Raw genomic sequence first — 25652 nt, forward strand, 5'->3', positions numbered from 1 at the left:
GCCATAGCCATGACCACCCTGGACACCACACAACTGATCGCCCTGGCCGGCGCGCTGGGCTGGGCCAGCGGCGTGCGCCTCTACCTGGTGGTGCTGCTGACGGGCCTGGCGGGCTTTATGGGCTGGGTGCAGCTACCGGCGGGCCTGCAGCTGCTGGCCCACCCCGTGGTGCTGGGTGTCAGCGGCTTCATGGTGTTTATCGAATTTTTCGCCGACAAGATTCCGGGGCTCGATTCGCTGTGGGACGTGGTGCATGGCGTGATCCGCATCCCGGCGGGCGCTGCGCTGGCGGCCGCGGTGTTTGGCGGCGACGACGGCCTGGGCGCGCTGGTCGCGGCTCTGCTGGGCGGCACACTGGCGGCCACCAGCTTTGCCGCCAAAGCCACCACGCGCGCGGCCATCAACACCTCGCCCGAGCCCTTCAGCAACATAGGCGCCTCGCTGCTTGAAGACGGGCTGGTGCCGCTGGGCTTGTGGCTGGCGATTGCGCACCCTTTGATTTTTGTGGTGCTGCTGGCCATCGTGCTGGCGCTCAGCGTCTGGTTGATACGCGTGTGCTGGCGGTTTTTGCGTCAGCTGTTTATCCGCGTGGCGCGCATTTTCAGCGGCAGGCCGGACCCGGGCACGGCCGCCGCTTTTACCTTGAAGTCTCCTTTCTCAAAACAGAACGACCACCATGTTTAAAAAAATCCTGATTGCAAACCGTGGGGAGATCGCCTGCCGGGTCGCTGCTACGGCAAGACGCATGGCCATCCAGTCCGTCGCGGTGTATTCCGACGCCGATGCGGGCGCCAAGCATGTGGGCTTTTGCGATGAGGCCGTGCACATAGGCGGCAGCGCGCCCAAGGACAGCTACTTGCGCTGGGAGCGCATCATCGAAGCCGCCAAGGCCACGGGCGCCGAGGCCATCCACCCGGGCTACGGTTTCCTGAGCGAGAACGAGGAGTTCGCCCAGGCCTGCGCGGCCGCCGGCCTGGTGTTTATCGGCCCGCCGGCCTCGGCCATCAAGGCCATGGGCCTGAAGGCCGAGTCCAAGCAGCTGATGGAAAAAGCCGGCGTGCCGCTGGTGCCGGGCTACCATGGCAGCGACCAGGACCCGGCCTTGCTGAAACGCGAGGCCGACCGCATCGGCTACCCGGTGCTGATCAAGGCAAGCGCGGGCGGTGGCGGCAAGGGCATGCGCGCGGTGGACAAGAGCGAGGACTTCGAGGCCGCGCTGGCCTCCTGCAAGCGCGAAGCCATCAACAGCTTTGGCGACGACGCGGTGCTGGTCGAAAAGTACGCCCAGCGCCCGCGCCACATCGAGATCCAGGTGTTTGGCGACACGCACGGCAATTACGTTTACCTGTTCGAGCGCGACTGCTCGGTGCAGCGCCGCCACCAGAAGGTGCTCGAAGAAGCGCCGGCCCCGGGCATGACCGAAGCCATGCGCCAGCAGATGGGCGAAGCCGCCGTGGCGGCCGCGCGCGCCGTGAATTACGTCGGTGCGGGCACAGTCGAGTTCATCGTCGAGCAGCGCGCCGATGGCAGCATGAACTTCTTCTTCATGGAGATGAACACGCGCCTGCAGGTGGAGCACCCGGTGACCGAAGCCATCACCGGCCTGGACCTGGTCGAGTGGCAGCTGCGTGTGGCCTCGGGCGAAAAGCTGCCGCTGTTGCAGGATCAGTTGCGCATACATGGCCACGCCATCGAAGCGCGTATCTGCGCCGAGACGCCGGACAACAACTTCCTGCCGGCCACCGGCACGCTGCACGTCTACAAAAAACCGGCACACACAGCCTTCGAGCGCGGCCAGGTCCGCGTGGACGACGGCGTGCGCGAGGGCGATGCGATTTCGCCCTACTACGACTCCATGGTGGCCAAGCTCATCGTGCACGGCGCGACGCGCGAAGAGGCGCTGGCCCGGCTTGACGATGCGCTGGCACAGACCCGCATCGTGGGCCTGAGCACCAATGTGCAGTTTTTGCGTTATGTGGTGCGCAGCCCGTCATTTGCCAAGGCCAATCTCGACACCGCGCTGATCCAGCGCGAGGAAGCCGTGCTGTTCAAGCAGGAGCCCGTGGGCCTGTCCCTGGCGGCCGCGGCGGCGGTGGCCAGGCAGTTGCTCGACGAGCGCGCCCTGGAGGGCGCCGACCCCTTCAGCCGTCGCGACGGATGGCGCTCGCATGGTGTGGTGCAGCGGCGTTTTGAGTTTGAATTCCATGGCGAGCCGGCCAAGGCCACCTTGAGTTATGGGCATGACGGCGCGCTGCACCTGGCGCTGGACGGCGTGGCGGGGCCTTTGGTATTTGCCGAAAGCGCGCAGGGCCTGGACATCCAGTTCGCGGGCCAGCGCATGACGGCGGCGGTGTATGCGCAGGGCGAGCTCGACCATGTGTTCAGCGCGCGCGGCGCAACGCAAATCCTGTCGATAGACCTCCTGGCCCATGCGGGCGAGGCCCAGGCCGAGGGTGGCCGCCTGACCGCGCCCATGCCTGGCAAGGTGGTGTCCTTCGCCGTCAAGGCCGGCGACAAGGTCAGCAAAGGCCAGCCGCTGGCGGTGATGGAGGCCATGAAAATGGAGCACACCATCGCCGCGCCGGCCGACGGCACGGTGCAAGAATTGCTGTACGCGCCGGGCGACCAGGTCAGCGAGGGCGCGGAATTGTTGAAAATAGCCGTTTGATTTTGTTTTCGACTTGCTTTGATTCAAACGGGATTTTTCATGCGCATCAGTTTTTGCTGTTCCGACACCAAACCCCAGCCCTGGGTGGACGGCCTCAAGGCCGCTTTCCCCGATGCCGATGTGGCGCTGTGGTCCACAGGGGCGGAGCAGGCCGACTACGCGGTGGTCTGGCAGCCGCCCCAGCAATTTTTTGACGAGCAGCAACAGCTCAAGGGAATCTTCAACATAGGTGCGGGTGTCGATGCGCTCATGAAGCTGCGGCTGCCGGCCGGCGTGCCGGTGGTGCGGCTGGACGATGCCGGCATGTCGGCGCAGATGGCCGAGTATGTGTGCCATGCGGTGATACGCCATTTCCGCGAGCTTGACGCCTATGAGGCCGACATTGCTGAGGGCAAATGGTCTTACCGCAAACCGCGCCTGCGCACGGACTATCCCATTGGTGTGATGGGCCTGGGCGTGTTGGGCGAACGCGTGAGCCGGGCGCTCGCGCAGTTCGACTTCCCGGTCAATGGCTGGAGCCGCTCGCCCAAAAAGATTGAAGGCGTGCAATGTTTTTCAGGCGAGGTGGGCAGCGCGGGCTTCCAGGATTTCCTGGCGGCCAGCCGCATCCTGGTCTGCCTGCTGCCGCTGACGCCGGACACCCTGGGCATCATGAACCGTGACACGCTGTCGCGGCTGCGGCCGGGCGGCTATGTCATCAATGTGGCGCGCGGCAGCCACCTGGTCGACGAAGACCTGGTCGCGCTGATCGATAACGGCCAGCTGGCCGGCGCGACGCTGGACGTGTTCCGCACCGAGCCGCTGCCGGCGGAGCACCCGTTCTGGAAACACCCCAAGGTCACGGTCACGCCGCACACCTCTGCGCGCACCTTGCGCGAGGAAAGTATTGCGCAGATCGCCGGGAAAATACGCAGCCTGGCAGCGGGTGCCCCCATCAACACCCTTGCCGGTGTGGTTGACCCGAAAAAGGGATACTAATTAATTGCCGCCTTTCTGAGGGCGGCGTGCAGGACCATCATGAAACTACCTCCCAAAGTCAAAATCGTCGACGTCGGCCCCCGCGACGGGCTGCAGAACGAAAAAGCCCAGGTGCCGGCCGCGGTGAAGATTGAACTGGTGCACCGCCTGCAGGACGCGGGCCTGACCGAGATCGAGGTCACCAGCTACGTCTCGCCCAAGTGGGTGCCGCAGATGGCCGACAACGCCGAGGTGATGGCCGGGATCAAGCGAAAACCCGGCGTGCGCTATTCGGTGCTGACGCCGAACATGAAGGGCTTTGAGGCCGCCATCGCGCCGCCGCGTGAACTGTGGCCCGACGAGATCGTGGTCTTTGGCGCGGCCAGTGAGGCCTTCAGCCAGAAGAACATCAACTGCTCGATTGCCGAGAGCATTGAGCGCTTCCGCCCCGTAGTGGAAGCCGCGCGCGAGAAGGGCATTTATGTGCGCGGTGCCATGTCCTGCACCGTGGGCTGCCCTTACGAGGGCGAGATCGCGCCGGAACGTGTCGGCATGCTTGCCGGCCTCATGAAGGGCATAGGCGTGCAGCATGTGGGCGTGGCCGACACGATTGGCGTGGGCACGCCGCTCAAGGTACAGCGCGCGCTCGACGCCACGCTGCAGCATTTCGATATCAACGACGTCTCGGGCCATTTCCATGACACCTACGGCCAGGCCCTGGGCAACACCCTGGCTTCGCTGCAGATGGGTGTCTGGCAGTTCGACACCTCGTCGGCCGGCCTGGGCGGCTGCCCCTTCGCCAAGGGCGCGACCGGCAACGTCGCGACCGAGGACGTTGTGTACCTGCTGCACGGCATGGGGATCACCACCGGCATAGACCTGGACAAGCTGATTGATGCGGGACAATTCATCAGCGACTTCCTGGGGCGCAAGCCCAATTCTCGCGCGGCGACCGCGCTCCTTAACAAGCGATTGAATTGATATGTGTGGTGCCGAACTGAAGAGCTTGCCCGAAGGGGTTCAACGTGTGGTGGCGGTGCTGCAGCAAAGCGGCCACCCGCATATGCCCGTGATGCTCGACGACGCGGCCCGCACCGCGCAGCAGGCAGCCGATGCGCTGGGCGTGCGCCTGGGGCAGATCGCCAAGAGCATCATCTTTCGCCGCAAGTCGGATGATGCCGCTGTGCTGGTCGTGACCTCGGGCGACAGGCGGGTGGACGAACGCAAGGTCGAGGCCCTGGTTTGCACGGACGGCAAACGCGTGGGCCGGGCCGATGCGGATTTCGTGAAAAGCAAAACCGGTTTCTCCATAGGGGGCGTGTCTCCCGTGGGGCACATCACCGAGGCGGTGGTGCTGGTGGACCTGAGCCTGATGCGCTTTGAGGAAATCTGGGCCGCGGCCGGCCATCCGCATGCGGTGTTCAAGCTGATGCCGCAAGAGCTGGAGCTGCTGACCGGCGCGCCGGTGGTCGACGTCGCGGTGGACCTGGACGAGGAAAGCATCGCGCGCGAGCAGGCGGTCGCGCAGGTGACGGCGCGCGGCCGCACGGTGGAAGCAGCGGGTGACGCCGTGCCATCGCCCTGCATCTCGGTGTGCCGCGTGAGCGCCGACACCGGCCTCTGCGAAGGCTGCTTCCGCACGCTGGGCGAGATCTCGGCCTGGGCGCGCTCCGGCCCCGAGGCGCAACGCGAACTCTGGCGCACCATAGGCCAGCGCATGGCGGCCGTGCGGGCATAAACAAGCACAGCAAACATGGCAACACAGCGGAGAGCCTCATGAAGCACATCAATTTTTACCTCGACTTCATTTCGCCTTACGCCTACCTCGCCTTCGAGCACCTGCCCGAAGCGCTCAAGGGCCTGAGCTACAGCGTGAGCTACCGGCCGGTGCTGTTTGCCGCGATGCTCAAGCACCACGGCCAGCTCGGCCCGGCGGAAATCGCGCCCAAGCGCGACTGGACTTACCGGCAGGTGCTGTGGCATGCGCACAGCAAGGGCATTGAAATGAAGATACCGGCGAGCCACCCCTTCAACCCCTTGCCCCTGCTGCGCCTGGCCAGCGCCTGCGGCACGCCGGCGGACCCGGCCGGCTCGAACCGCTATGTGTGCGAAACCATTTTTCGCCATGTCTGGCAGGGCGGCGCCGAGGCGGCGGATGAACAGCGGCTGGCCGCGCTCACCGCGCTGCTTGCGCCGCAGCAACACCTGACGGCCGATGAAGCGAAAGCGCAGCTGAAAAAAAACACCGACGAAGCCATTGCATTGAACGTGTTCGGCGTGCCCGCGATGGAAGTCGACGGGAAAATTTTCTGGGGCTTCGACGCGCTGCCCATGCTGCGCGAATACCTGCTGGGCAACGCCTGGTTTGACGGCGAAGGCTGGAACGGCGTGAGCAAAATTTCCGTGGGCATTGCGCGCAAGGCGTGATGCGGGTGCACGTAAGCACGCGTATGGCCGTGTAAGCGACTTTGACGCGTGGTGTAAAAAGGTTCTACGCGTTTTCCCGGAGCAGCTTCGCATGCTGAAAAGTTTCTCAAGGGTTTCCCCTTGAGTTGTCAGCCACGCATAAGTTTCACGAAAGCTCCTGTTAGTTTCACGTCAGAGCTAGGTCAGGGACTCCAAAAATAATCAGGGTAGCTTCCATACCGGAGGCCCTCACTATTTGGAGACACACATCATGGCAACAGCCGTCGACAACAGACCCATGACCGCCGAGCAGAAGAAGGTGATCTTCGCCTCTTCGCTCGGCACGGTATTCGAGTGGTACGACTTCTACCTCTACGGTTCATTGGCGGCCATCATCGCCAAGCAGTTCTTTAGCGGACTGGATTCGGGCTCGGCCTTCATCTTCGCGCTGCTCGCGTTTGCCGCCGGCTTCATCGTGCGCCCCTTCGGCGCGCTGGTGTTCGGCCGCCTGGGCGACATGATCGGCCGCAAGTACACCTTCCTGGTCACCATCGTGATCATGGGCCTGTCGACCTTCATCGTGGGCCTCTTGCCCAACTATGCCTCGATCGGCGTGGCCGCGCCGGTGATCCTGATCGCCCTGCGCATGCTGCAAGGCCTGGCGCTCGGCGGTGAGTACGGCGGCGCAGCCGTCTACGTGGCAGAGCACTCGCCCCAGGGCAAGCGCGGCGCCTACACCTCCTGGATCCAGACCACGGCCACGCTGGGCCTGTTCCTGAGCCTGCTGGTGATCCTGGGTGTGCGTACCGCCATGGGCGAGGCCGCTTTCGCCGACTGGGGCTGGCGCATTCCGTTCATCGTCTCCATCCTGCTGCTGGCCGTGTCGGTCTACATCCGTTTGTCGATGAACGAATCCCCCGCCTTCCAGAAAATGAAGGCCGAGGGCAAGACCTCCAAGGCGCCGCTGTCCGAGTCCTTCGGCCAGTGGAAAAACCTGAAGATCGTGATCCTGGCGCTGATCGGCCTGACCGCCGGCCAGGCCGTGGTCTGGTATTCGGGCCAGTTCTACGCGCTGTTCTTCCTGACGCAGGCGCTCAAGGTGGACGGCCCCACGGCCAACATCCTGGTGGCGTATTCGCTGATCCTGGGCACGCCTTTCTTCGTGATCTTCGGCACGCTGTCGGACAAGATCGGCCGCAAGCCCATCATCATGGCCGGCTGCCTGCTGGCCGTGGTCACTTACTTCCCGGTGTTCACCGCGCTGACCAAGGCCGCCAATCCCGACCTCGCCGCCGCGCAAGCCAAGAACAAGGTGATCGTGACCGCCGACCCGAAAGAGTGCTCGTTCCAGTTCAACCCGACCGGCACCGCCAAGTTCACCAGCTCGTGCGACATCGCCAAACAGGTGCTGGCAGGCGCTTCGGTGAGCTATGAGAACGTCGCCGCACCCGCCGGCACGGTGGCCACCATCAAGATCGGCGAAACCGCGATCCCCAGCTACACCGCCAAGGGCATGAGCGCCGACGACGCCAAGAAGAAGGACGCCGAGTTCAAGAAGCTCGTGGCTGACGACCTGAAGACCGCCGGTTATCCCGCCAAGGCCGACCCGGCCAAGATCGACAAGGTCATGGTCACGGCCATCCTGTTCTACCTGGTGGTGCTGGTGACCATGGTCTACGGCCCTATCGCCGCCATGCTGGTGGAACTGTTCCCGACCCGCATCCGCTACACCTCGATGAGCCTGCCGTACCACATCGGCAACGGCTGGTTCGGCGGCCTGCTGCCGACGACCGCATTCGCCATCGTGGCGCAGACCGGCAATATGTACAACGGCCTCTGGTATCCGATCATCATCGCCGGCATGACCGTGGTGATTGGCACCTTGTTCATCAAGGAAACCAAGGACGTGGACATTTACGCCAACGACTGATTGGTGTGATCGCCGGCGCGGGCCCGATGGCCCGCACCGGTTTCTTCAGGCTGAAGAGCCTGGTGATATTTGCAGGCCCTCGTCATCCATGTGCCGGGGGCTTTTTTTTGGGTTTTTTTTGCCTTTTTGTTTTTTGCTTTTTTGGAGAAGAGAAAGATGTGGAAACTTGTACTCGGATTTATCGTGATCGCAGGCCTGGCGCTGTTCCTCTTGAACAAGGGCGGCGACATAGACCTCGGCGGTGAAAAACACGGCGCCTTGCAGGCGCCCCTCGCGGTCCGCGCTTGAGTGTGAACGAATGCAGCGGATGCGTCTCCGGTTGAAGGACATCGCCGCGCCCGCGCCCGAAACAGGTGCATTGGCGGCAAAAATGGGGTAAATTGAATCAGAGGCGACAAAAAAGTACTAACACCTGTCTCTGCGCCATGCACAAATGTCTGTGCCCCACGGCGTTTTTACTGGAGAACAGCTGATGATTTACACCAAGACGGAATTAGGCCAATCCGCACTGCAGGACCGTTCCATCCCGATGACCCCGCGGCAACGCTCCGCCTTCATCATGTTTGACGGCAAGCGCAGCATGGAGGAGGTGGTCAAGGCCACCGCGGGCCTGGGCGTCACGGCGGAAGACATCGCCCACCTGTTGACCCTGGGCTTGGTGGCGCCGGCCGCGGTGCAGCCGCCGACCGTGGCCGCAGCCCCGGCGCCGGCAGCGTCCGCGCAAAATGCCGACGGTTCGCCCACGCTGACCGCGCAGGAACACTATTCAAGGGCTTACCCGATCGCGACCCGGCTCACGGCCGGCCTGGGCCTCAGGGGTTTCCGGCTCAACCTCGCGGTGGAGGCCGCGGGCGACATCGACAAGCTCAAGGAACTGGCGCCCAAGATCAAGGAAGCCGTCGGTCCCGAGAAGTTCAAGGAACTCGAAAACGCCCTCTATTTCTGAGGGGCCGCGCACCTAGGGCGCACGGCACGCGCAGGTTTGCGAATTCGCAAGCAGGGGCCGCGATCCGGCTTTGCCGGGCGCGAGGCGCCTGTCCCCCACAGGGGGAGGGGACGCTACACGAAGTGAGCGTCAGCAGGGGGGGCGAATTCTCGAGCAGGGGCCGCGATCCGGCTTTGCCGGGCGCAAGGCGCCTGTCCCCCACAGGGGGAGGTGACGCTACACGAAGTGAGCGTCGGCAGGGGGGCGAATTCTCGAGCAGGGGCCGCGATCCGGCTTTGCCGGGCGCAAGGCGCCTGTCCCCCTGGGGGGAGGTGACGCTACACGAAGTGAGCGTCGGCAGGGGGGCTACCTCTTGAACTTGCCGTCGGTCCCGATGATGGACAGGTCGGCAAAGTCCAGGCCGGTGTGGTCTTCGGGGGAGTAGCTCACTTCCAGCCCGCCCAAGTCGTACTTGCGCATGCCTTCAAGTGCGGCCTGGATTTTTTCACGCGTGGGTTTGGCGCCGGCCCGGCGCAGGCCCTCCACCAGTACCTTGGCCGCGGCAAAGCCTTCCAGCATGGCCGGGCTCACCTCGCTTTGTCCCTTGGCCTTGGCCAGTTCCTGGGCTTCCTTGACCATGGGGAAGGCGATGGAGCGCTCATACGGAAACACCTGCGTCACGATGACGCCGCGGGCGTTGTCCCCCAGGCTTTTCACAAAACCGCCCGAGGCGTTGTTCGACAGCGTGACGATCTGCGCCGTGGAGCCGGCCGCGCGGAAGGCCTTGATGCCGTCGACCACGGCCTGGCCCGAGGCCACCATGATGACGGCCTGCGCGTTCGACTGGTAGACCTTGGGTGCGATGGGCCCGAAGTCGGGCTTGCTGCGGTCGAATTTTTCGAGCACGGCCGGCTGCAGCTTGGCCGTGGCCAGGCCTTTCTGCGCGCCCATGACACCGTCGGCGCCGAAGCTGTCGTCGGCATGGACGATGCCGATGCGGGTGATGCCCATGGAGTGCAGGTGGGTGACCGCTTTTTCGGCTTCGCGCTGGTAGGTGGCGCGCACGTTGAACACATGCTTCTTGACCGGCTGGTGCAGCACCATGGCGCCGGTGGACGGGCCTACCAGCGGTATGCCGTATTTTTCGAGCAGGGGAAGAATGGCCTCGGTGTGCGGCGTGCCGCGCGTGAGGAACAGGGCGACCACGTTCTGCTCTTCGACCAGCTTGCGTGCGTTCTCGGCCGCCAGCTTGGGCTCGAACTTGTCGTCGAGCGAGACCAGCTCGATCTTCTGCCCGTTCACGCCGCCCTTGGCGTTGACGGCGTCGATGTAGAGCTTGGCGCCCTCGGTGGTTTCCTTGACGCCGGCGCCCACGGGGCCGCTGAAGCCGGCGGTCTGCCCGACCAGGATTTGCGCCTGGCCCAGCTGGCTCAGGACGGCCATCGCGAGGGCCGCGCACCAGCGCTTGCTTGTTGACATGGTGTGTCTCCTTGATGAATCGATCCCAGACCGCCAAAGTTAAACATGAAAGCGCAAAAACAGGCAGCAGGAAAACCAGAATGCGCCCTAATTGCCGGCGGCAAAAGTGCACAAAAGGGGCATTAATCCTCACGCCCCGCACGGCCGGAGGCTTTGCCTAGAATGTTTGACCTCTTCAGGAAAGACCGCACTCATGTCCCAGGGAACCATCCGCATCCGCGGCGCGCGCCAGCACAACCTCAAAAACATCGACCTCGACATCCGCACCGGTGAAATGACGGTGGTGACCGGCCCCAGCGGCTCGGGGAAATCCTCTCTGGTGTTTGACACCCTGTTCGCCGAAGGCCAGCGCCGTTACGTGGAAACCTTCTCAGCCTATGCGCGCCAGTTCCTGGACCGCATGGACAAGCCGGCCGTCGACAAGGTGGAGGGCGTGCCGCCCGCCATCGCCATCGACCAGACCAACCCGGTGCGCAGCTCGCGCTCCACCGTGGGCACCATGACGGAGCTCAACGACCACCTGAAGCTGCTCTACGCGCGCGCCGCGCAACTGTTCGACAAACAGACCGCGCAGAACGTGCGCCACGACACGCCGGAGTCGATTTACGCCGAACTGATGGCGCGCACCAGGGAAGGCGACCCGCGCGTGGTGCTGACCTTCCCGGTCGAGCTGCCGGGCAACACCAGCGCCGAACAGGTGGAGCAATGGCTGTCGGTCAGCGGCTTCACACGCGTGCATGCCCAGCGCGACGTCGCCACACCGGCCGGGCCCCACAAGCTGCTCGACGTGGTGGCCGACCGCTTTCGCACGCATGCGGTGGAAAAATCCCGCGTGATGGACGCCATCGAGACGGCACTGAAGCGCGGCGGCCGCCTGAATGTCTACGTGCAGCATGCGGAAGATGGTCATCCCGATGTGATGTGGCGCTTTTCGACCGGCCTGCATTGTCCCGACAGTGACTTGCGCTACACCAACCCCACGCCCTCGCTGTTTTCTTTCAACTCGGCCATGGGCGCCTGCGAAACCTGCCGCGGCTTCGGCCGCGTCATCGGCGTCGACTACGGCCTGGTGATTCCCAACGACAAGCTGACCCTGCGCGCCGGCGCCATCAAGACCATACAGACCCCGGCCTGGAAAGAAGCGCAAGACGACCTGATGCGCCACGCCGAGGCGGCAGGCATTCCGCGCGACACGCCCTGGTACAAGCTCACGCCGGCGCAACAGGGCTGGGTCATCAACGGCATGCCGGGTTACAAGGACGGCAGCTGGAAAAAGCAGTGGTATGGCATCAAGCGCTTTTTCGAGTACCTCGAAAGCAAGGCCTACAAGATGCACATCCGCGTGCTGCTGTCCAAGTACCGCAGCTACACGCCTTGCGAAACCTGCGGCGGTGCACGGCTCAAGCTCGAATCGCTGCTGTGGCGCCTGGGCTCCAGGGAAGCGGCCGACGCGGTGCTGCCGCCCAGCCAGCGCTTCATGCCGGTGGGCGTGCACTGGAGCCGCGAGCAGCTTGAGGCCCTGCCGGGCCTGGCGCTCCACGACCTGATGCGCCTGCCCATCGACAGGCTGCGCGACTTCTTCAGCGGCCTTTCGCTGAACGTGATGGGCGACGACGCCGAATTGCAGGCGCTCAAGTCGCTGTTCGAGGAAATCCAGACGCGCGTGAAATACCTGTGCGACGTCGGCATCGGCTACCTCACGCTGGACCGGCAAAGCCGCACGCTGTCGGGTGGCGAGGTGCAGCGCATCAACCTGACGACGGCGCTGGGCACCTCGCTGGTCAACACGCTGTTCGTGCTCGACGAGCCTTCCATCGGCCTGCACCCGCGCGACATGAACCGCATCACACAGGCCATGCACCGGCTGCGCGACGCGGGCAACACGCTGGTGGTGGTCGAGCACGACCCGGCCGTGATGCTGGCGGCCGACCGCCTGATCGACATGGGCCCGGGCCCGGGCGAGAAGGGCGGGCAGATCGTGTTCGACGGCACGCCCGACGACATCAAGCATGCCGACACGCTGACCGGCGCCTACCTCGGATCGCGCAAGCAGGTGGGCATGGGCTTCAAGCGCGCGGTGACCGACAACACGCCGCGCCTCATCCTTGAAGGCGCGCGCGACCACAACCTGAAGAACCTGACGGTGGACTTCCCGCTGCAGCGCCTGGTCTGCGTGACCGGTGTCAGCGGCTCCGGCAAGTCCACGCTGATGCAGGACATCCTGGCGCCGGCGCTGCTGCGCCAGTTCGGCAAGGCGACCGAAACACCGGGCCTGCACGACCGCCTCATGGGCGCCGACCACCTGACCGACGTGGTGTTTGTCGACCAGTCACCCATCGGCAAGACGGCGCGCTCCAACCCGGCCAGCTATGTCGGCGCCTGGGACGCGGTGCGCGACCTGTTCGCGCTGGCGCCGCTGGCGAAACAGCGCAGCTACACCGCCACCAAGTTCAGCTTCAACAACGGCGACGGGCGCTGCCCGACCTGCGGCGGCTCGGGCTTCGAGCACGTCGAGATGCAATTCCTGAGCGACGTCTACTTGCGCTGCCCGGACTGCGACGGCAAGCGCTACCGCGCCGAGATCCTCGAAGTGACGATTGAGCGCAAGGCCATCGGCGACCTCAAGCCGCGCCTGCTCAATGTGTCCGACGTGCTGAACCTGACCGTCAGCGAGGCGATTGCACTGTTCGCGCAGGACCGCGAGGTGGTGCGCGCGCTGCAACCCATCGTGGACGTGGGCCTGGAATACGTGAAGCTGGGCCAGCCCGTGCCCACGCTGTCGGGCGGCGAGGCGCAGCGCCTGAAGCTCGCGGGTTTCCTGGCCAATGCCAGCAAGACCACCAGCGCCAGCAAACAGGCGCTGGCGCTCAGACAGCCCGGGCGCGGCACGCTCTTCCTGTTCGACGAGCCGACGACTGGTTTGCACTTCGACGACATCGCCAAGCTGATGCGCGCGCTGCGCAAGCTGCTGGAAGCCGGCCACTCGCTGATCGTGATCGAGCACAACCTCGACGTGATCCGCTCGGCCGACTGGCTGATAGACCTGGGCCCAGAAGGCGGCGAGGCCGGCGGCCTGCTGGTGGCCCAGGGCACGCCCGAAGAGGTGCGCCAGCATCCCACGTCTCACACCGCACTTGCGCTGCGCGAATACGAGCAGGCCATGGGCAAGGTGCACGGCGTCGAGGAGTCGCGGCCTAAGGTGTGGGCCACGCGGCCGGCCTTTTCCAACCTGATCCAGATCGTCAACGCGAAAGAGAACAACCTCAAGAGCCTCTCGGTCGACATTCCGCGCGGCAAGTTCAATGTGGTGACGGGCGTGTCGGGATCCGGCAAGTCCACGCTGGCCTTTGACATCCTCTTTAACGAAGGGCAGCGGCGCTATCTCGAATCACTCAACGCCTACGCGCGCAGCATCGTGCAGCCGGCGGGCCGGCCCGAGGTGGATGCTGTGTATGGCATCCCGCCCACCGTGGCGATTGAACAGCGGCTGTCGCGCGGCGGGCGCAAGTCCACCGTGGGAACCACCACCGAGGTCTGGCATTTCCTGCGCCTGCTGTATGTGAAGCTGGGCGTGCAGCATTGCACCAAGGAAGGCGCGGCCGTGATGCCGCAAAGCCCCGAAAGCATCGCGGCGCAGCTGCTCAAGACCTACCGCGGCCAGCACATCGGCCTGCTGGCCCCGCTGGTGATCGCACGCAAGGGCGTCTATACCGAGCTGGCCGACTGGGCGCGCCCGCGCGGCTACACACATTTGCGCATCGACGGCGAGTTCTTGCCGACCACGGGCTTTCCGCGCATTGACCGCTTCAAGGAACACACGGTGGAGCTGCCGATCGCCGACATCCGTGTCTCGCCCGAGAACGAGGCCGCGCTGCGCGCCGCGCTGGCCACCGCGCTGGAGCACGGCAGGGGTGTGGTCCACGTGCTGGCGCCGCTCGATGGTTTGCGCGGCGCGATGATGGCCGGCGCCAGCGCCAAAAACATCGGCAAGCTGATCGCGTTTTCGACCAAACGCGCCTGCCCGGTCTGCGCGACTTCGTATGCCGAGCTCGACCCGCGCCTCTTCAGCTACAACAGCAAGCACGGCTGGTGCCCGGATTGCGTGGGCACGGGCGTCAAGCTCACCAAGGAGCAGCGCAAGGTGTTCGACGACTCGGTGATGGACGACGACAACAAGGGCCGTGAACAGAGTTTTGCCGAGCCCGAGGTGGAAGACCTGGCCGGCACCGCCTGCCCGGGTTGCGCGGGCACGCGCCTGAATGCGACGGCGCGCGCGGTGAAGTTCGCCGGCGTCGGCATTGCCGACATCGCGGCGCTGTCGGTGACCGACGTGCGGCGCTGGGTCGAAAAACTCGCGCTGCTGGGCCGCGAGGCCGGCATCGCGCGCGACCTGATCCCCGAAATCAAGAGCCGGCTCGAATTCCTCGAGGACGTGGGCCTGGGCTACCTCACGCTGGACCGCGGCGCGCCGACGCTTTCAGGCGGCGAGGCGCAGCGCATACGCCTGGCGGCGCAGCTGGGTTCCAACCTGCAGGGCGTCTGCTACGTGCTGGACGAGCCGACCATAGGCCTGCACCCGCGCGACAACCAGATTTTGCTGAGCGCGCTGGGCAAGCTCAGCGACCGCGGCAACACGCTGGTGGTGGTCGAACACGACGAAGACACGATACGCCGAGCCGACAACATCATCGACATAGGCCCCGGTGCGGGCAAGCGCGGCGGCACGCTGGTGGGGCAGGGCACGGCGGCGCAGCTGTCGGCCATCCCCGAGTCGCTGACGGGCCGCTACCTGGCGAACCCGCTGATCCACCCGCTGCATGCGCGCCGCGAAACGCGTAAGGGCGCGGCGCCGGTGGACGTGGTGGAGGCGCTGCCCGCCGCCGCCAACGCCAAGCCCGTGAGCAAGCAGAAAGCGGCCTTGCTCAAGGCCGCCGCACTCAAAGCCGCCGCGGCCAATGCCAGCGCGCTGCACAATGCGGCGCCCGCCGCGGCCAGCAAGTTCACCTCCTGGCTCACGGTGGTCAATGCCGACCTGCACAACCTCAAGGATGTGTCGGTCACCGTGCCGCTGTACCGCCTGGTGGCGGTGACGGGCGTGTCGGGATCCGGCAAGTCGACGCTGGCGCGCGACGTGCTGCTGACCAATGTGCATGCCGGCGTGATGCAGCGCTCGACCAAGTCCGGGCGCGACGCCGACGACAGGGGCAAGACGCCGGACTGGACCGGCTGCGAACGCATCGAAGGCTATGCGGCGGTGGACCGCGTGCTGGAAGTCGACCAGACACCGATCGGCAAGACGCCGCGCTCCTGTCCGGCCACCTACATCGGCTTCTGGGACACGATTCGCAAGCTGTTTGCCGACACGCTGGAAGCGCGCGCGCGCGGCTACAGCGCCGGGCGCTTCTCGTTCAACACCGGCGAGGGCCGCTGCCCGACCTGCGAAGGCGCGGGCGTGCGCACCATCGGCATGAGCTTCCTGCCCGACGTGAAGGTGCTCTGCGAAACCTGCCACGGCGCGCGCTTCAACCCCGAAACCCAGGCCGTGACCTGGCGCGGCAAAAACATCGGCGACGTGCTGAAAATGGAAGTGGACGAGGCGGTGGACTTCTTCTCCTCCATGCCCAACATCAGCCACCCGCTGCAGCTGCTGAAAGACGTGGGCCTGGGCTACCTGACGCTGGGCCAGCCTTCGCCGACGCTTTCGGGCGGCGAGGCGCAGCGCATCAAGCTGGTGACCGAACTGAGCAAGGTGCGCGACGACATCACGCGCCGCGGCCAGAAGGCGCCGCACACGCTGTATGTGCTGGACGAGCCCACGGTGGGCCTGCACATGGCCGACGTCGAAAAGCTGATCCACGTGCTGCACCGCCTGGTCAACGGCGGCCACAGCGTGGTGGTGATCGAACACGACCTCGACGTGATCGCCGAAGCCGACTGGGTGATCGATCTGGGCCCGGACGGCGGCAATGCGGGTGGGCGTGTGGTGGCGTCGGCCCCGCCCGAAGCGGTGGTCAAGCAGGGCACACATACGGGCAAGGCCTTGAAGAGCGTGCTCGAGCGGACCGCTGGATAGGCGGGCTGCGGACGCACTGCCTTACGGTTTTTTGCGTGCGGTGATGGCGCCGGCCGACAGGCCGGCCGCAGGCTGCATACCGATGGCCGGGGTGCCGGCAATGACACCGCCACCGGCCGGTTTGGCAGCGGCAGGTCCCCCGAGACCGGCTGAATAGGCGCCAGCGCCGCCGGCTTTCTGGATGGCATCCGCAACAGCCTTGTTTTCAGCCGCCTTCTGGGCGGCGGCCGCCTCGGCCTGTGCTTTTTTGGCTTTTTCCTCTTCCGCCTTTTTCTTCGCTGCTTCCGCGCTCAGGGCCGGCGCCATGGCGCCATAGACCAGGGAAGCGCGCTTCATTTGCGAATTGGCAGGCGGTGGCTTGATCAGGTAGGCCGCCTTTTCGCCGATGTGGACCTTCTTTTTGCCGCTGCCAAGGTCTGTTTCGATGGTGAAACCGCCCTGGCTGTCTGAAAACATCTCCCAGAGGCTGCCTTCACTGATAAACGCGGCCACGTATTGCGACGATTCATAACCGCCGCCGCCGCCCTGTCCGGCGCCACCGCCGCCGGCACAGCCTTCGCCGTCGTTGTTGCAGCCATGCTGTTTTTCGTAAGCGGTCAGTGCCCACGACTGGCCGGCCATCATCAATGCGGCGAGGAGTGCGAGATGTTTGAGTTTCATATAAGTCCTTAAAAATCCTGAATGGAGTGTTGATAAATGCGCTTGGCGTTTTGCGCTGTGGCGCACATCAGTCGCAAATGAACCCGAAATGGTTCAAGCAACTTTTCGCGCCAGCGCATGGACTTTTCACAATCCGTGCCACGGAAAAAATCCAGTCAAATCAACATCTTTTAAATTTGGGGGCAAGCAGAGGCGTCGGCATGGACCGACAGGCGTCTTCAGCCCCTGCAAAATATCCAGCAAATTCAAGGGCCTGTTTCGTCGGCGAGCGCCGACAGATTTCCGGGGGGCGAATGCGATGGGAGCCTATTTCGAGGCCGGCAGGAACCCGATCCGGTATTCAGGTGTTGCCCTGATGCGCCAAGGCTGATCGGCGGGCATGATGGCCGCTATTCCAAAAACAACGGAGACATTCCCATGCACCGCCGCCACTTACTTCAAACCGCCGCCGCATTGGCGATACCCGCGATCGGCGGCGCCGCGCTGGCGCAGACCTTTCCCGTCAAACCCATCAAGCTGGTGGTCGCCTTCCCGGCCGGCGGGCCGACCGACATCACCATGCGTTCGCTGGCTGACAACGCCGGCAAGATTCTTGGCCAACCGGTCATCGTCGAGAACAAGCCCGGTGCGGGCGGCACCCTGCCGGCCCAGCAGTTGCAAAGCGCACAGGCCGACGGCTACACGCTGGCGCAGATTCCGCTGGGCGTGTTCCGCCTGGGCTATACGACCAAGATCAACTGGGACCCGGTCAAGGACATCAGCTATGTGATCAACGTGACGGGCTATGCCTTCGGCATCGTGGTGCCGGCCGACAGCCCGTTCAAGACCTGGGCCGACTTCGTGGCCTATGCCAAGGCCAATCCCGGCAAGCTGACCTACGGCTCCACCGGCACGCTGACCAGCCCGCACCTGACGACGGAGCTCATCGCGCAAAAGGCCGGCATCGAGCTGCAGCATGTGCCCTACAAGGGCAGCGCCGACCTGATGCTGGCGCTGGTCAGCGGCCAGCTGATGGCGGGCGCCGACAGCACCGGCTTTGCACCGCAGGTGGAGGCCGGCAAGCTGCGCGTGCTGAACACCTGGGGCGAAAAGCGGCTGGACAAATTCCCGAATGCGCCCACCCTCAAGGAACTGGGCTATGACATCGTGCAGAACTCGCCTTTCGGTTTAGGCGCGCCCAAGGGCACGCCGCCCGAGGTGGTCAGGCGCCTGCACGATGCCTTCAAAAAGGCGATGGAAGAACCCAGCTACGTGGCGGCACTGGCCCGTTACGACATGCTGCCCAACTACCTGAGTTCGGCCGACTACACGAAGTTCGCGCAGGATACGGTGGTCCGCGAGAAGGCGTTGATCGACAAGTTAGGCCTGGCTAAACCCAACTAGCGGGCTGAACGCCGGCAAGTACGAATACTTCGTCGGCGAGCTGTTCCGCCAGAGCGGGTTCAACGCCTGCGCCAAAAATCAAACGGTAAATGATGGGGGCCATCATGTGGTCCAGCACCTGTTGCACCGTGGGAGTGGTCTCGCCGCGCGCCTGGGCGCGCTTGACCAGCACGGTGGCTTCGTTGCGGCGGTTCTTCAGGCAATTGGTTTCTTCCGAGCCGGCCAGCGCGGCAGCTGCCTTCAGCATCGAGGCATTGCCCGGCTTGTTGAGGTGGGTGATCAGCTCCCTGGCCCAGGCCGCGAGTTCGGCTTTCAGGTCGCCCGTCTCTGGCAGGGGGCGATTCGGGTCCAGCCGCTGCGTGGCGGTTTCGCCCAGCAGGCCGTTCACGTCGCCCCAGCGCCGGTAAATGCTGGAGGCGCTGACGCCGGCGCGCTCGGCCACGGCCGGCACGGTGACCTTGTCGCGGCCCTCCTGGGCAATCAACTCTTCAAGCGCCTTGCGCACCACGGCCTGGACCTGGGCGCTACGGCCACCGGGGCGTTTGACCTGACTGGGGAGAGGGGTGTTCATGGGCAAATTCTAGCTTAAAGCAACGATGTTTGCGTTAATTTAAAAGTCGACGTAGAATTCACAAACGCAAACAAATTTGCTTTAAGAGCTTCAAGAAAGTTGAGCGTTTCCCATGACCGCACCCGCCCCCTCTGTGCAAGCCCCATCCTCCGCCTCAGCCGCCCGCTGGCAACTGCCGCCCGCGGCGGCCTTCCCGCTGCTGGCCGTCCTGCTGTTCGCGTTCTTCGTGGCGGGCAGCGCACCTTCGCCGCTGTTTGTGGTGTTCCAGCAGCAGTGGGGCTTTTCGCCGGCGCTGCTGACGGTGGCGTTCGCGATTTACGCGATTGCGCTGCTGGCCTCGCTGCTGGTGGCCGGCTCGCTGTCCGACCACATAGGCCGGCGCCCCGTGGTGTTTACCGCCTTGTTGCTACAGGCCGGCGCGATGCTGACTTTTTTGCTGGCTGAGGGCATCAACGGCATCATCGCGGCGCGTGTCGTGCAGGGCATCGCGACCGGCATGGTCAGCGGCGCGCTGACGGCGGCTGTGGTGGAAGCGGCCCCGGCCGCGCAAAAACGCCTGGGCGCGATGATAGGCAGCGTCTCGCCGCTGGCGGGCCTGGCCGTGGGCGCGCTGCTGACCGGCATCGCCGTGCAGTTCGCGCTGCACCCGGTGCCGCTGGTGTTCGGCGTGCTGGCCGCCATTTGTGTCACGGGTGCGGTGGCCACGCTGTTCCTGCCGGAAAGCGCCACGCCGCGCCCCGGTGCGCTGGCTTCGCTGGTACCGCGTATTTCGATACCCGTGCAGGCGCGCGCTGAATTCTTGCGCGGCGTGCCGACGATGCTGGCCGTCTGGTCCTTCGCGGGGCTCTACCTCTCACTGGTGCCTTCGATGCTGCAGCAGATCTTCGGCATCCACAACGGCATCGTCAACGGGCTGGCCATTTCGACTTTTTTCGGCCTGGGCGCCGTGTCGCCGACTTTGCTCCGCCGCCTGTCGCCCGTGCGCATGAGCGCTCTGGGCATGGCTTTGCTGGCCGTGGGCGCCGGCGGGGTGGCGGTGTCACTGGCCACGCATTCGGTGGGGCTGTTTTTCGCGGGCACGGCGCTGGCCGGTTTCGGCGGCGGCTCGGCTTTCTCGGCGCAGGTCCAGACATTGGCCCCGCTGGCACAGCCGCAGCAACGCGCCGAACTGTTCGCCGCGCTGTACGCCACCAGTTACCTGGCGTTCAGCGTGCCCGCCATGCTGGCCGGCCGGCTGATTGCGCCGCTGGGCCTGCCGGCCACGGCCGAGGGCTATGCGGGCCTGGTGCTGGCCGTTGCCGCCCTGGGCGCCTGGCTGCGCTGGACTTCGCTGCGCCGCACGGGCGCACCAGCCGTTAACTAATTAATCCAGCAAGGCGCGGGTTACTTCGGTAAAGCCCGCGCCGCGCTCACCCCGCGTCACATAGCGCGGCAGATGCGCGAGTTGCGGCACAAAACGCGCGATGTTGGCCACGCCTACGCTGTTGGCAAAGGCCTTGAACATCAGCTGGTCGTTGGTGGAGTCGCCCACGTAGACCCAGTTGTCCATTTCGGCATCCAGGTCGCGCTGCCAGAGCTGGCGAACAATCCAGCGAGCGCCTTCGAGCTTGTTGTGGTCGCCATACCAGCCGTTGATGTGGATGCTGCTCACGGTGGCATGCATGCCCTCGCTTTTCATGAGCGCCACCGCGGCGGCGATCTGCCCGTCGCTGAGTTGCGTGAATTCGCTGTGGTCGATGGCAATGTCGGTCTCGCGGCCCGGTGAATCGGTGGCGCGGTGCACGCCCGGCAGTTCGCGTTCGATGCGCGCCAGCACGGCCTGCATGCGGCTGAAGTTGGCGCTGCGTGTGGCCGCATCCTGCTGGTAGATTTTGGCCAGCGGCCGCGGCGGGGCGCTTTTGGCATCGGGTAGCAGGGCCACGGCGCCGTTCTCGGCCACGATGGCATCGACAGGCCAGCGCGCCGCGAAGGGTTCGCTCCAGCCGACCGGGCGGCCGGTGATGGCCACAATCTTGAACCCGGTTGCTTTCAATTCACCCAAAGCTTCCAGCGCATCGGGGGTGATCTCCCCTTCGGTGGTCAGTGTGTCGTCGATATCAGTGAAGACGCCTGTAATGCGGCGGCGCTCTGTAACAGGCCAGCGGGAAAATTCTTGCATGGTGAAATTTTCGCACGGCTCTTGCTCGCGGCTTTCAAAGGCTGAGCGGGCCCCGGGGCGGTAATTCCGTTTTCAATTCGAAGCGAGAGTAGGCGCGCCGCCGCAGACAGTGCTACAGCACGGCAAGGCGGTGCAACGACCTATCGCTTTGAATTGGAAATGGAATTACAATCGTGGCTTCCTGAGGAGCGTTGCAAGCCACACCACGTGGACCAGGCTCAGGACTTCATTGCAACCACGCTCACCCGCATGTGCTCTCTCAAGCCGGGTGAATGACTGAATTCCCCCTTTCTTGAAGCCGCATGCCCGTGGCGATTTTGCCCAGTTACTACGTCTGATTATTGGAGAACCGTATGAGCGCCGTCCTGAAGCCTTCCACCGACCACGTCATTGCCGACATTTCGCTTGCCGCCTGGGGCCGCAAGGAACTGAACATCGCCCAGACCGAAATGCCCGGCCTGATGGCCATCCGCGAAGAGTTCGCGAAGGTGCAGCCGCTGAAGGGCGCGCGCATCACCGGTTCGCTGCACATGACGATCCAGACCGGCGTGCTGATCGAAACCCTGCAGGCCCTGGGCGCTGACGTGCGTTGGGCTTCGTGCAACATCTTCTCGACGCAGGACCACGCCGCCGCCGCGATCGCCGCCGCCGGCACGCCGGTGTTCGCCATCAAGGGCGAAACCCTGGCCGACTACTGGGACTACACCCACCGCATCTTTGAATTCAGCGGCGCCAAAGGCACGCCTGAAGAAGGCCCCAACATGATCCTGGACGACGGCGGCGACGCGACGCTGCTGATGCACCTGGGCACCAAAGCCGAAAAAGACGCCAGCCTGATCTCCAAGCCGACCAGCGAAGAAGAAATCTGCCTGTTCAACTCGATCAAGGCCAAGCTCGCACAAGACCCGACCTGGTACAGCCGCCGCCTGAAGAACATCATCGGCGTGACCGAAGAAACCACCACGGGCGTGCTGCGCCTCAATGAAATGTCGGCCAAGGGCACGTTGGCCCTGCGCGCCATCAACGTCAACGACTCGGTGACCAAGTCCAAGTTCGACAACCTCTACGGCTGCCGCGAATCCCTGGTCGACGCGATCAAGCGCGCCACCGACGTGATGGTGGCCGGCAAGGTCGCCTGCGTGGCCGGCTACGGCGACGTGGGCAAGGGCTCGGCCCAGGCGCTGCGCGCGCTGTCCGCCCAGGTGTGGGTGACCGAGATCGACCCGATCAACGCCCTGCAGGCCGCGATGGAAGGCTACAAGGTCGTGACCATGGAATACGCTGCCGACAAGGCCGACATCTTTGTGTCCGCCACCGGCAACAAGAACGTGATCACCTACGACCACATGGCGAAGATGAAAGACCAGGCTATCGTCTGCAACATCGGCCACTTCGATAACGAGATCGACGTCGCTGCGCTTGAAAAATGCACCTGGGAAGAGATCAAGCCGCAAGTCGACCACGTGATTTTCCCGGACGGCAAGCGCATCATCCTGCTGGCCAAGGGCCGCCTCGTGAACCTCGGTTGCGGCACCGGCCACCCGAGCTTCGTGATGTCGTCCAGCTTCGCCAACCAGACCATCGCCCAGATCGAGCTGTTCACCAAGCAGGCCGACTATGAAGTGGGCAAGGTTTACGTGCTGCCCAAGCACCTCGACGAAAAGGTCGCGCGCCTGCACCTGAAGAAGGTCGGCGCGGTGCTGACCGAGCTGAGCGATGAGCAGGCGGCTTATATCGGCGTTTCTAAAGCCGGCCCGTACAAAGCCAATACCTACCGCTATTGATTTTTCGTGGCTACTGCGCGACCCGATAGCGGCGTTGCGGGTCCCGATCAGGCAATCCTCATGCACCTCAAGTGCATTCCGGTTGCCTGACGCCCGCGCCTTGCTCTCGGGCCGCTCGCTACGCCCTTGAGGCTGTTGTTGGAATACCGGAACACTACATGCGCGCTGACCTCTTCCTCGTCGACCACGGCCATGCCGCCACCCGCTCGCAGGCCCAGCGCCTGATTGCATCGGGCGTGCAGTGGCGTGCGGAGGCGGAGGCGCCCTGGAAAAAAGTCGCCAAGAACGGTGACGAGATTCCGGAAGGCGCGGAGCTTCAGCTGCTGGACACCACGGAAGCCAAATACATTTCGCGCGGCGGGCTCAAGCTCGAAGGCGCGCTCAAGGCCACGGGACTGTCCGTGGCCGGCCTGCGCTGCCTGGACGTCGGCCAGTCGACCGGAGGCTTCACTGACTGCCTGCTGCAGCACGGCGCCGTGCAGGTGGTGGGGGTGGACGTGGGCCACGGCCAGCTGCATGCCAGCCTGCGCGAGGACCCGCGTGTTGTTTGCATCGAAGGCGTCAATGCGCGTTCCATGACGGCCGCCGACCTGGTGGCCGGCCATGCGGGCGATAGCGGCGATATGGATTTTTCGGATGACTTCGATGTTGACGATGAAGGCGACGAAACCCCGTCCATCGAAGCCGACTTCGACTTCCTGACCGGCGACCTGTCCTTTATCTCGCTGACGCTGGTGCTGCCGGCGGTGGTGCGCCTGCTCAAGCCCGGCGGCGATCTGCTGATGCTGGTCAAGCCGCAGTTTGAATTGCAGCCCGGCCAGATCGGCAAGGGCGGCATCGTGCGTGACCCCGCGCATTTTGAGTTCGTGGAAAAACGTTTGCGCGATGCCTGCGCGGCGCTGGGGCTAGAGGTCAAGGCCTGGCTGGCCTCGCCGATTGAAGGCGGCGACGGCAACCGCGAATTTTTCATCCAGGCCGTCAAAGGCGATGAGGTGGCGGGTGAAGACCAGCCGCTGCCGGCTGCGCCGCAGCGCAAGGTCGCCAAGCGGGTTCCGCGCGCCGAAATGCGCGCCTCCCGCGCGCCGCACGAAGACTCCGAACTCGCGCATGCAGGCCAGCCTGGCCCCGCGCGCGGCAAACGGCGCGACAAAAAAACCGACAACGAGTGAGAGATACGTGATGAACCTGCCCTTCAGCTTTGAATTCTTCCCGCCCAAGACACCCGAAGGCGCGGCGAAACTGCGCGTGGTGCGCCAGGCGCTGTATGCGCACAAGCCCGAGTTCTGCTCGGTCACCTTCGGCGCCGGCGGCTCCACGCAGGACGGCACCTTCGGCACGGTGAAGGAAATCCTCGACGAAGGTGTGGCCGCGGCCTGCCATTTCTCGTGCGTGGGCGCGACCAAGGCCACGGTGCGCGTGCAACTGGCCACGCTTCGGGCCATGGGCGTCAAGCGCCTGGTGGCGCTGCGCGGCGACCTGCCCAGCGGCTACGGCGCCGGCGGCGAGTTCCATTACGCGAGCGACCTGGTGGCCTTTATCCGCGAGGAAACCGGTGACGCCTTCCACATCGAGGTGGCGGCCTACCCCGAAGTCCATCCGCAGGCCCGATCGGCCGACGCCGACCTGCAGGCCTTCGTCAAAAAGGTCAAGGCCGGCGCCGATTCGGCCATCACGCAGTATTTCTTCAATGCCGACGCCTACTTCCGCTTCGTTGACGACGCGCAGGCGCTGGGCGTGGACGTGCCTGTGGTGCCTGGCATCATGCCCATCATCAGTTCCACGCAGCTCATGCGCTTTTCCGACGCCTGCGGCGCCGAGATCCCGCGCTGGATACGCCTGCGCCTGCAGGGCTTCGGCGACGACACCGCGTCCATCAAGAGCTTCGGCCTGGACGTGATCACCGGCTTGTGCGAGCAGCTGTATGCCGCGGGCGTGCCCGGCATTCATTTCTACACGATGAACCAGGCCGCGGCGACGACCGAAATCATCGGGCGGCTGCAGCAACGGGCTTGAGCCCGGCCACCCCATGCGGCAGGGTGTGATCCAGATTGTTCGAGTCGCCGGTGCGGCGGCCTTGGTCGCCTTACTGGCGGCGTGCACGACGGCGCCGACCACACCGCCGGGACCTCGCACGACGCCCCGGCCCGCCGCGGCGCAGCAGCATGACGCGCCCGGCCAGGCCGTTGATGAAGTGCCAGCATCGGTATCTCTCAGCGAGCGGCCACGCCCCGAACTGTTGGGCGGCGAAGTGCCGCGCGAGTTCCAGCGGGGAACGGCTTCCTGGTACGGCCCGCGCTTCAACGGCCGGCGCACCGCCAGCGGCGAGCGTTTTGACATGCGCGAGTTCACCGCCGCCCACCGCACCCTGCCTTTCGGCACCCTGGTGCGCGTGCACAGCCTGGTCAACGGCCGTGACGTGGACGTGCGCATCACCGACCGCGGCCCCTACGCCGGCAACCGCATCATCGACCTGAGCCGCGCGGCGGCCGAGGAGCTGGGCATGCTGGGCCTGGGCTTCAAGGAAGTGGTGTTGCTGGTGCCGGAGTCCACGCCCGAGGTGGCGGTGGCACCACCGCCCGCCGCCAGGAAGCGCCCGGCTGTACGGCGGCGCCCCGCCGCGCCCCGCGCTCAACGCTGAAACGCCGCTGGCTGCGGGCG

The 25652-nt window shown here is 64.9% G+C and carries 20 protein-coding genes and 1 riboswitch; of the genes, 16 read left to right on the forward strand and 4 right to left on the reverse strand.

Annotation, left to right across the window (positions count from 1 at the left end; all coding sequences use genetic code 11):
• Nucleotides 1-9 precede the first annotated feature (9 nt).
• The 9 genes from AC1D1F_RS10910 to AC1D1F_RS10950 all read left to right on the forward strand — a co-directional run bounded on the left by AC1D1F_RS10910 (nucleotide 10) and on the right by AC1D1F_RS10950 (nucleotide 8907).
• On the forward strand, nucleotides 10-684 hold the full coding sequence (locus tag AC1D1F_RS10910) for a DUF4126 domain-containing protein (RefSeq protein ID WP_477676271.1): 675 nt from the start codon (nucleotides 10-12) through the stop codon (nucleotides 682-684).
• Nucleotides 677-2668: an acetyl/propionyl/methylcrotonyl-CoA carboxylase subunit alpha gene (locus AC1D1F_RS10915; RefSeq protein ID WP_477700721.1), complete on the forward strand. Its 1992-nt coding sequence runs from the start codon at nucleotides 677-679 to the stop codon at nucleotides 2666-2668. Before AC1D1F_RS10910 ends, AC1D1F_RS10915 begins: the two co-directional genes overlap by 8 nt.
• Nucleotides 2669-2707: 39 nt before the next feature.
• Nucleotides 2708-3646, forward strand: coding sequence for a 2-hydroxyacid dehydrogenase (locus AC1D1F_RS10920; protein ID WP_477697044.1), 939 nt, complete (start codon nucleotides 2708-2710; stop codon nucleotides 3644-3646).
• 39 nt (nucleotides 3647-3685) lie between these two features.
• Complete coding sequence (locus AC1D1F_RS10925; protein ID WP_477676274.1) at nucleotides 3686-4606, forward strand: hydroxymethylglutaryl-CoA lyase; 921 nt, start codon at nucleotides 3686-3688, stop codon at nucleotides 4604-4606.
• Nucleotide 4607: 1 nt separating this feature from the next.
• Nucleotides 4608-5363 carry a YbaK/EbsC family protein gene (locus AC1D1F_RS10930; protein WP_477697043.1) on the forward strand — a complete coding sequence of 252 codons (756 nt, stop codon included), beginning with the start codon at nucleotides 4608-4610 and terminating at the stop codon, nucleotides 5361-5363.
• Nucleotides 5364-5401: 38 nt separating this feature from the next.
• A complete protein-coding gene (locus tag AC1D1F_RS10935) occupies nucleotides 5402-6052 on the forward strand; it encodes a 2-hydroxychromene-2-carboxylate isomerase (protein ID WP_477676276.1) in 651 nt (216 codons plus the stop codon).
• Between the two features lie 250 nt (nucleotides 6053-6302).
• A complete protein-coding gene (locus tag AC1D1F_RS10940; RefSeq protein WP_477697042.1) occupies nucleotides 6303-7961 on the forward strand; it encodes an MFS transporter in 1659 nt (552 codons plus the stop codon).
• A 69-nt stretch (nucleotides 7962-8030) separates the two neighbouring features.
• Nucleotides 8031-8249 carry a hypothetical protein gene (locus AC1D1F_RS10945; protein ID WP_477697041.1) on the forward strand — a complete coding sequence of 73 codons (219 nt, stop codon included), beginning with the start codon at nucleotides 8031-8033 and terminating at the stop codon, nucleotides 8247-8249.
• A gap of 184 nt (nucleotides 8250-8433) precedes the next feature.
• Nucleotides 8434-8907: a hypothetical protein gene (locus AC1D1F_RS10950; protein WP_477675780.1), complete on the forward strand. Its 474-nt coding sequence runs from the start codon at nucleotides 8434-8436 to the stop codon at nucleotides 8905-8907.
• A gap of 345 nt (nucleotides 8908-9252) precedes the next feature.
• Here AC1D1F_RS10950 and AC1D1F_RS10955 read toward each other — a convergent pair whose 3' ends face one another.
• Nucleotides 9253-10365, reverse strand: a complete 1113-nt coding sequence (locus AC1D1F_RS10955; RefSeq protein WP_477655009.1) for an ABC transporter substrate-binding protein — start codon at nucleotides 10363-10365, stop codon at nucleotides 9253-9255.
• A gap of 193 nt (nucleotides 10366-10558) precedes the next feature.
• Between AC1D1F_RS10955 and uvrA the strand changes: the two genes are divergently transcribed.
• A complete protein-coding gene (gene uvrA, locus AC1D1F_RS10960) occupies nucleotides 10559-16438 on the forward strand; it encodes an excinuclease ABC subunit UvrA (RefSeq protein ID WP_477697040.1) in 5880 nt (1959 codons plus the stop codon).
• 21 nt (nucleotides 16439-16459) lie between these two features.
• Here uvrA and AC1D1F_RS10965 read toward each other — a convergent pair whose 3' ends face one another.
• Nucleotides 16460-17098 (reverse strand): hypothetical protein, encoded by a 639-nt coding sequence (locus tag AC1D1F_RS10965; RefSeq protein WP_477675782.1) that lies wholly within the window; start codon nucleotides 17096-17098, stop codon nucleotides 16460-16462.
• Nucleotides 17099-17515: 417 nt separating this feature from the next.
• Between AC1D1F_RS10965 and AC1D1F_RS10970 the strand changes: the two genes are divergently transcribed.
• Complete coding sequence (locus AC1D1F_RS10970) at nucleotides 17516-18481, forward strand: Bug family tripartite tricarboxylate transporter substrate binding protein (RefSeq protein ID WP_477697039.1); 966 nt, start codon at nucleotides 17516-17518, stop codon at nucleotides 18479-18481.
• Here the strand turns inward: AC1D1F_RS10970 and AC1D1F_RS10975 are convergent.
• Nucleotides 18468-19052, reverse strand: coding sequence for a TetR/AcrR family transcriptional regulator (locus AC1D1F_RS10975; RefSeq protein ID WP_477675784.1), 585 nt, complete (start codon nucleotides 19050-19052; stop codon nucleotides 18468-18470). The genes AC1D1F_RS10970 and AC1D1F_RS10975 overlap by 14 nt on opposite strands.
• A gap of 112 nt (nucleotides 19053-19164) precedes the next feature.
• On the opposite strand from AC1D1F_RS10975, the gene AC1D1F_RS10980 reads away from it, so the two are divergent.
• Complete coding sequence (locus AC1D1F_RS10980) at nucleotides 19165-20415, forward strand: MFS transporter (protein WP_477700722.1); 1251 nt, start codon at nucleotides 19165-19167, stop codon at nucleotides 20413-20415.
• Here the strand turns inward: AC1D1F_RS10980 and AC1D1F_RS10985 are convergent, their stop codons facing one another.
• A complete protein-coding gene (locus tag AC1D1F_RS10985; protein ID WP_477675786.1) occupies nucleotides 20416-21210 on the reverse strand; it encodes an HAD-IIB family hydrolase in 795 nt (264 codons plus the stop codon).
• Between the two features lie 177 nt (nucleotides 21211-21387).
• A riboswitch (S-adenosyl-L-homocysteine riboswitch) is annotated at nucleotides 21388-21460 on the forward strand.
• A 103-nt stretch (nucleotides 21461-21563) separates the two neighbouring features.
• Between AC1D1F_RS10985 and ahcY the strand changes: the two genes are divergently transcribed.
• From ahcY to AC1D1F_RS11005, 4 genes are all read left to right on the forward strand, one after another.
• Nucleotides 21564-22994, forward strand: coding sequence for an adenosylhomocysteinase (gene ahcY / locus AC1D1F_RS10990; protein WP_477675787.1), 1431 nt, complete (start codon nucleotides 21564-21566; stop codon nucleotides 22992-22994).
• A gap of 158 nt (nucleotides 22995-23152) precedes the next feature.
• Nucleotides 23153-24163, forward strand: a complete 1011-nt coding sequence (locus AC1D1F_RS10995; protein WP_477675788.1) for a TlyA family RNA methyltransferase — start codon at nucleotides 23153-23155, stop codon at nucleotides 24161-24163.
• 10 nt (nucleotides 24164-24173) lie between these two features.
• Complete coding sequence (gene metF, locus AC1D1F_RS11000; RefSeq protein ID WP_477675789.1) at nucleotides 24174-25007, forward strand: methylenetetrahydrofolate reductase [NAD(P)H]; 834 nt, start codon at nucleotides 24174-24176, stop codon at nucleotides 25005-25007.
• Between the two features lie 61 nt (nucleotides 25008-25068).
• Complete coding sequence (locus AC1D1F_RS11005; RefSeq protein WP_477675790.1) at nucleotides 25069-25632, forward strand: septal ring lytic transglycosylase RlpA family protein; 564 nt, start codon at nucleotides 25069-25071, stop codon at nucleotides 25630-25632.
• Nucleotides 25633-25652 lie beyond the last annotated feature (20 nt).

The organism is Polaromonas sp. P1_H6 (assembly GCF_056405195.1).

Coding starts and splice junctions, on each gene's coding strand:
- AC1D1F_RS10910 (WP_477676271.1), top strand. CDS start 10: ATGACCACCCTGGACACCACACAACTGATCGCCCTGGCCGGCGCGCTG.
- AC1D1F_RS10915 (WP_477700721.1), top strand. CDS start 677: ATGTTTAAAAAAATCCTGATTGCAAACCGTGGGGAGATCGCCTGCCGG.
- AC1D1F_RS10920 (WP_477697044.1), top strand. CDS start 2,708: ATGCGCATCAGTTTTTGCTGTTCCGACACCAAACCCCAGCCCTGGGTG.
- AC1D1F_RS10925 (WP_477676274.1), top strand. CDS start 3,686: ATGAAACTACCTCCCAAAGTCAAAATCGTCGACGTCGGCCCCCGCGAC.
- AC1D1F_RS10930 (WP_477697043.1), top strand. CDS start 4,608: ATGTGTGGTGCCGAACTGAAGAGCTTGCCCGAAGGGGTTCAACGTGTG.
- AC1D1F_RS10935 (WP_477676276.1), top strand. CDS start 5,402: ATGAAGCACATCAATTTTTACCTCGACTTCATTTCGCCTTACGCCTAC.
- AC1D1F_RS10940 (WP_477697042.1), top strand. CDS start 6,303: ATGGCAACAGCCGTCGACAACAGACCCATGACCGCCGAGCAGAAGAAG.
- AC1D1F_RS10950 (WP_477675780.1), top strand. CDS start 8,434: ATGATTTACACCAAGACGGAATTAGGCCAATCCGCACTGCAGGACCGT.
- AC1D1F_RS10955 (WP_477655009.1), bottom strand. CDS start 10,365: ATGTCAACAAGCAAGCGCTGGTGCGCGGCCCTCGCGATGGCCGTCCTG.
- uvrA (WP_477697040.1), top strand. CDS start 10,559: ATGTCCCAGGGAACCATCCGCATCCGCGGCGCGCGCCAGCACAACCTC.
- AC1D1F_RS10965 (WP_477675782.1), bottom strand. CDS start 17,098: ATGAAACTCAAACATCTCGCACTCCTCGCCGCATTGATGATGGCCGGC.
- AC1D1F_RS10970 (WP_477697039.1), top strand. CDS start 17,516: ATGCACCGCCGCCACTTACTTCAAACCGCCGCCGCATTGGCGATACCC.
- AC1D1F_RS10975 (WP_477675784.1), bottom strand. CDS start 19,052: ATGAACACCCCTCTCCCCAGTCAGGTCAAACGCCCCGGTGGCCGTAGC.
- AC1D1F_RS10980 (WP_477700722.1), top strand. CDS start 19,165: ATGACCGCACCCGCCCCCTCTGTGCAAGCCCCATCCTCCGCCTCAGCC.
- AC1D1F_RS10985 (WP_477675786.1), bottom strand. CDS start 21,210: ATGCAAGAATTTTCCCGCTGGCCTGTTACAGAGCGCCGCCGCATTACA.
- ahcY (WP_477675787.1), top strand. CDS start 21,564: ATGAGCGCCGTCCTGAAGCCTTCCACCGACCACGTCATTGCCGACATT.
- AC1D1F_RS10995 (WP_477675788.1), top strand. CDS start 23,153: ATGCGCGCTGACCTCTTCCTCGTCGACCACGGCCATGCCGCCACCCGC.
- metF (WP_477675789.1), top strand. CDS start 24,174: ATGAACCTGCCCTTCAGCTTTGAATTCTTCCCGCCCAAGACACCCGAA.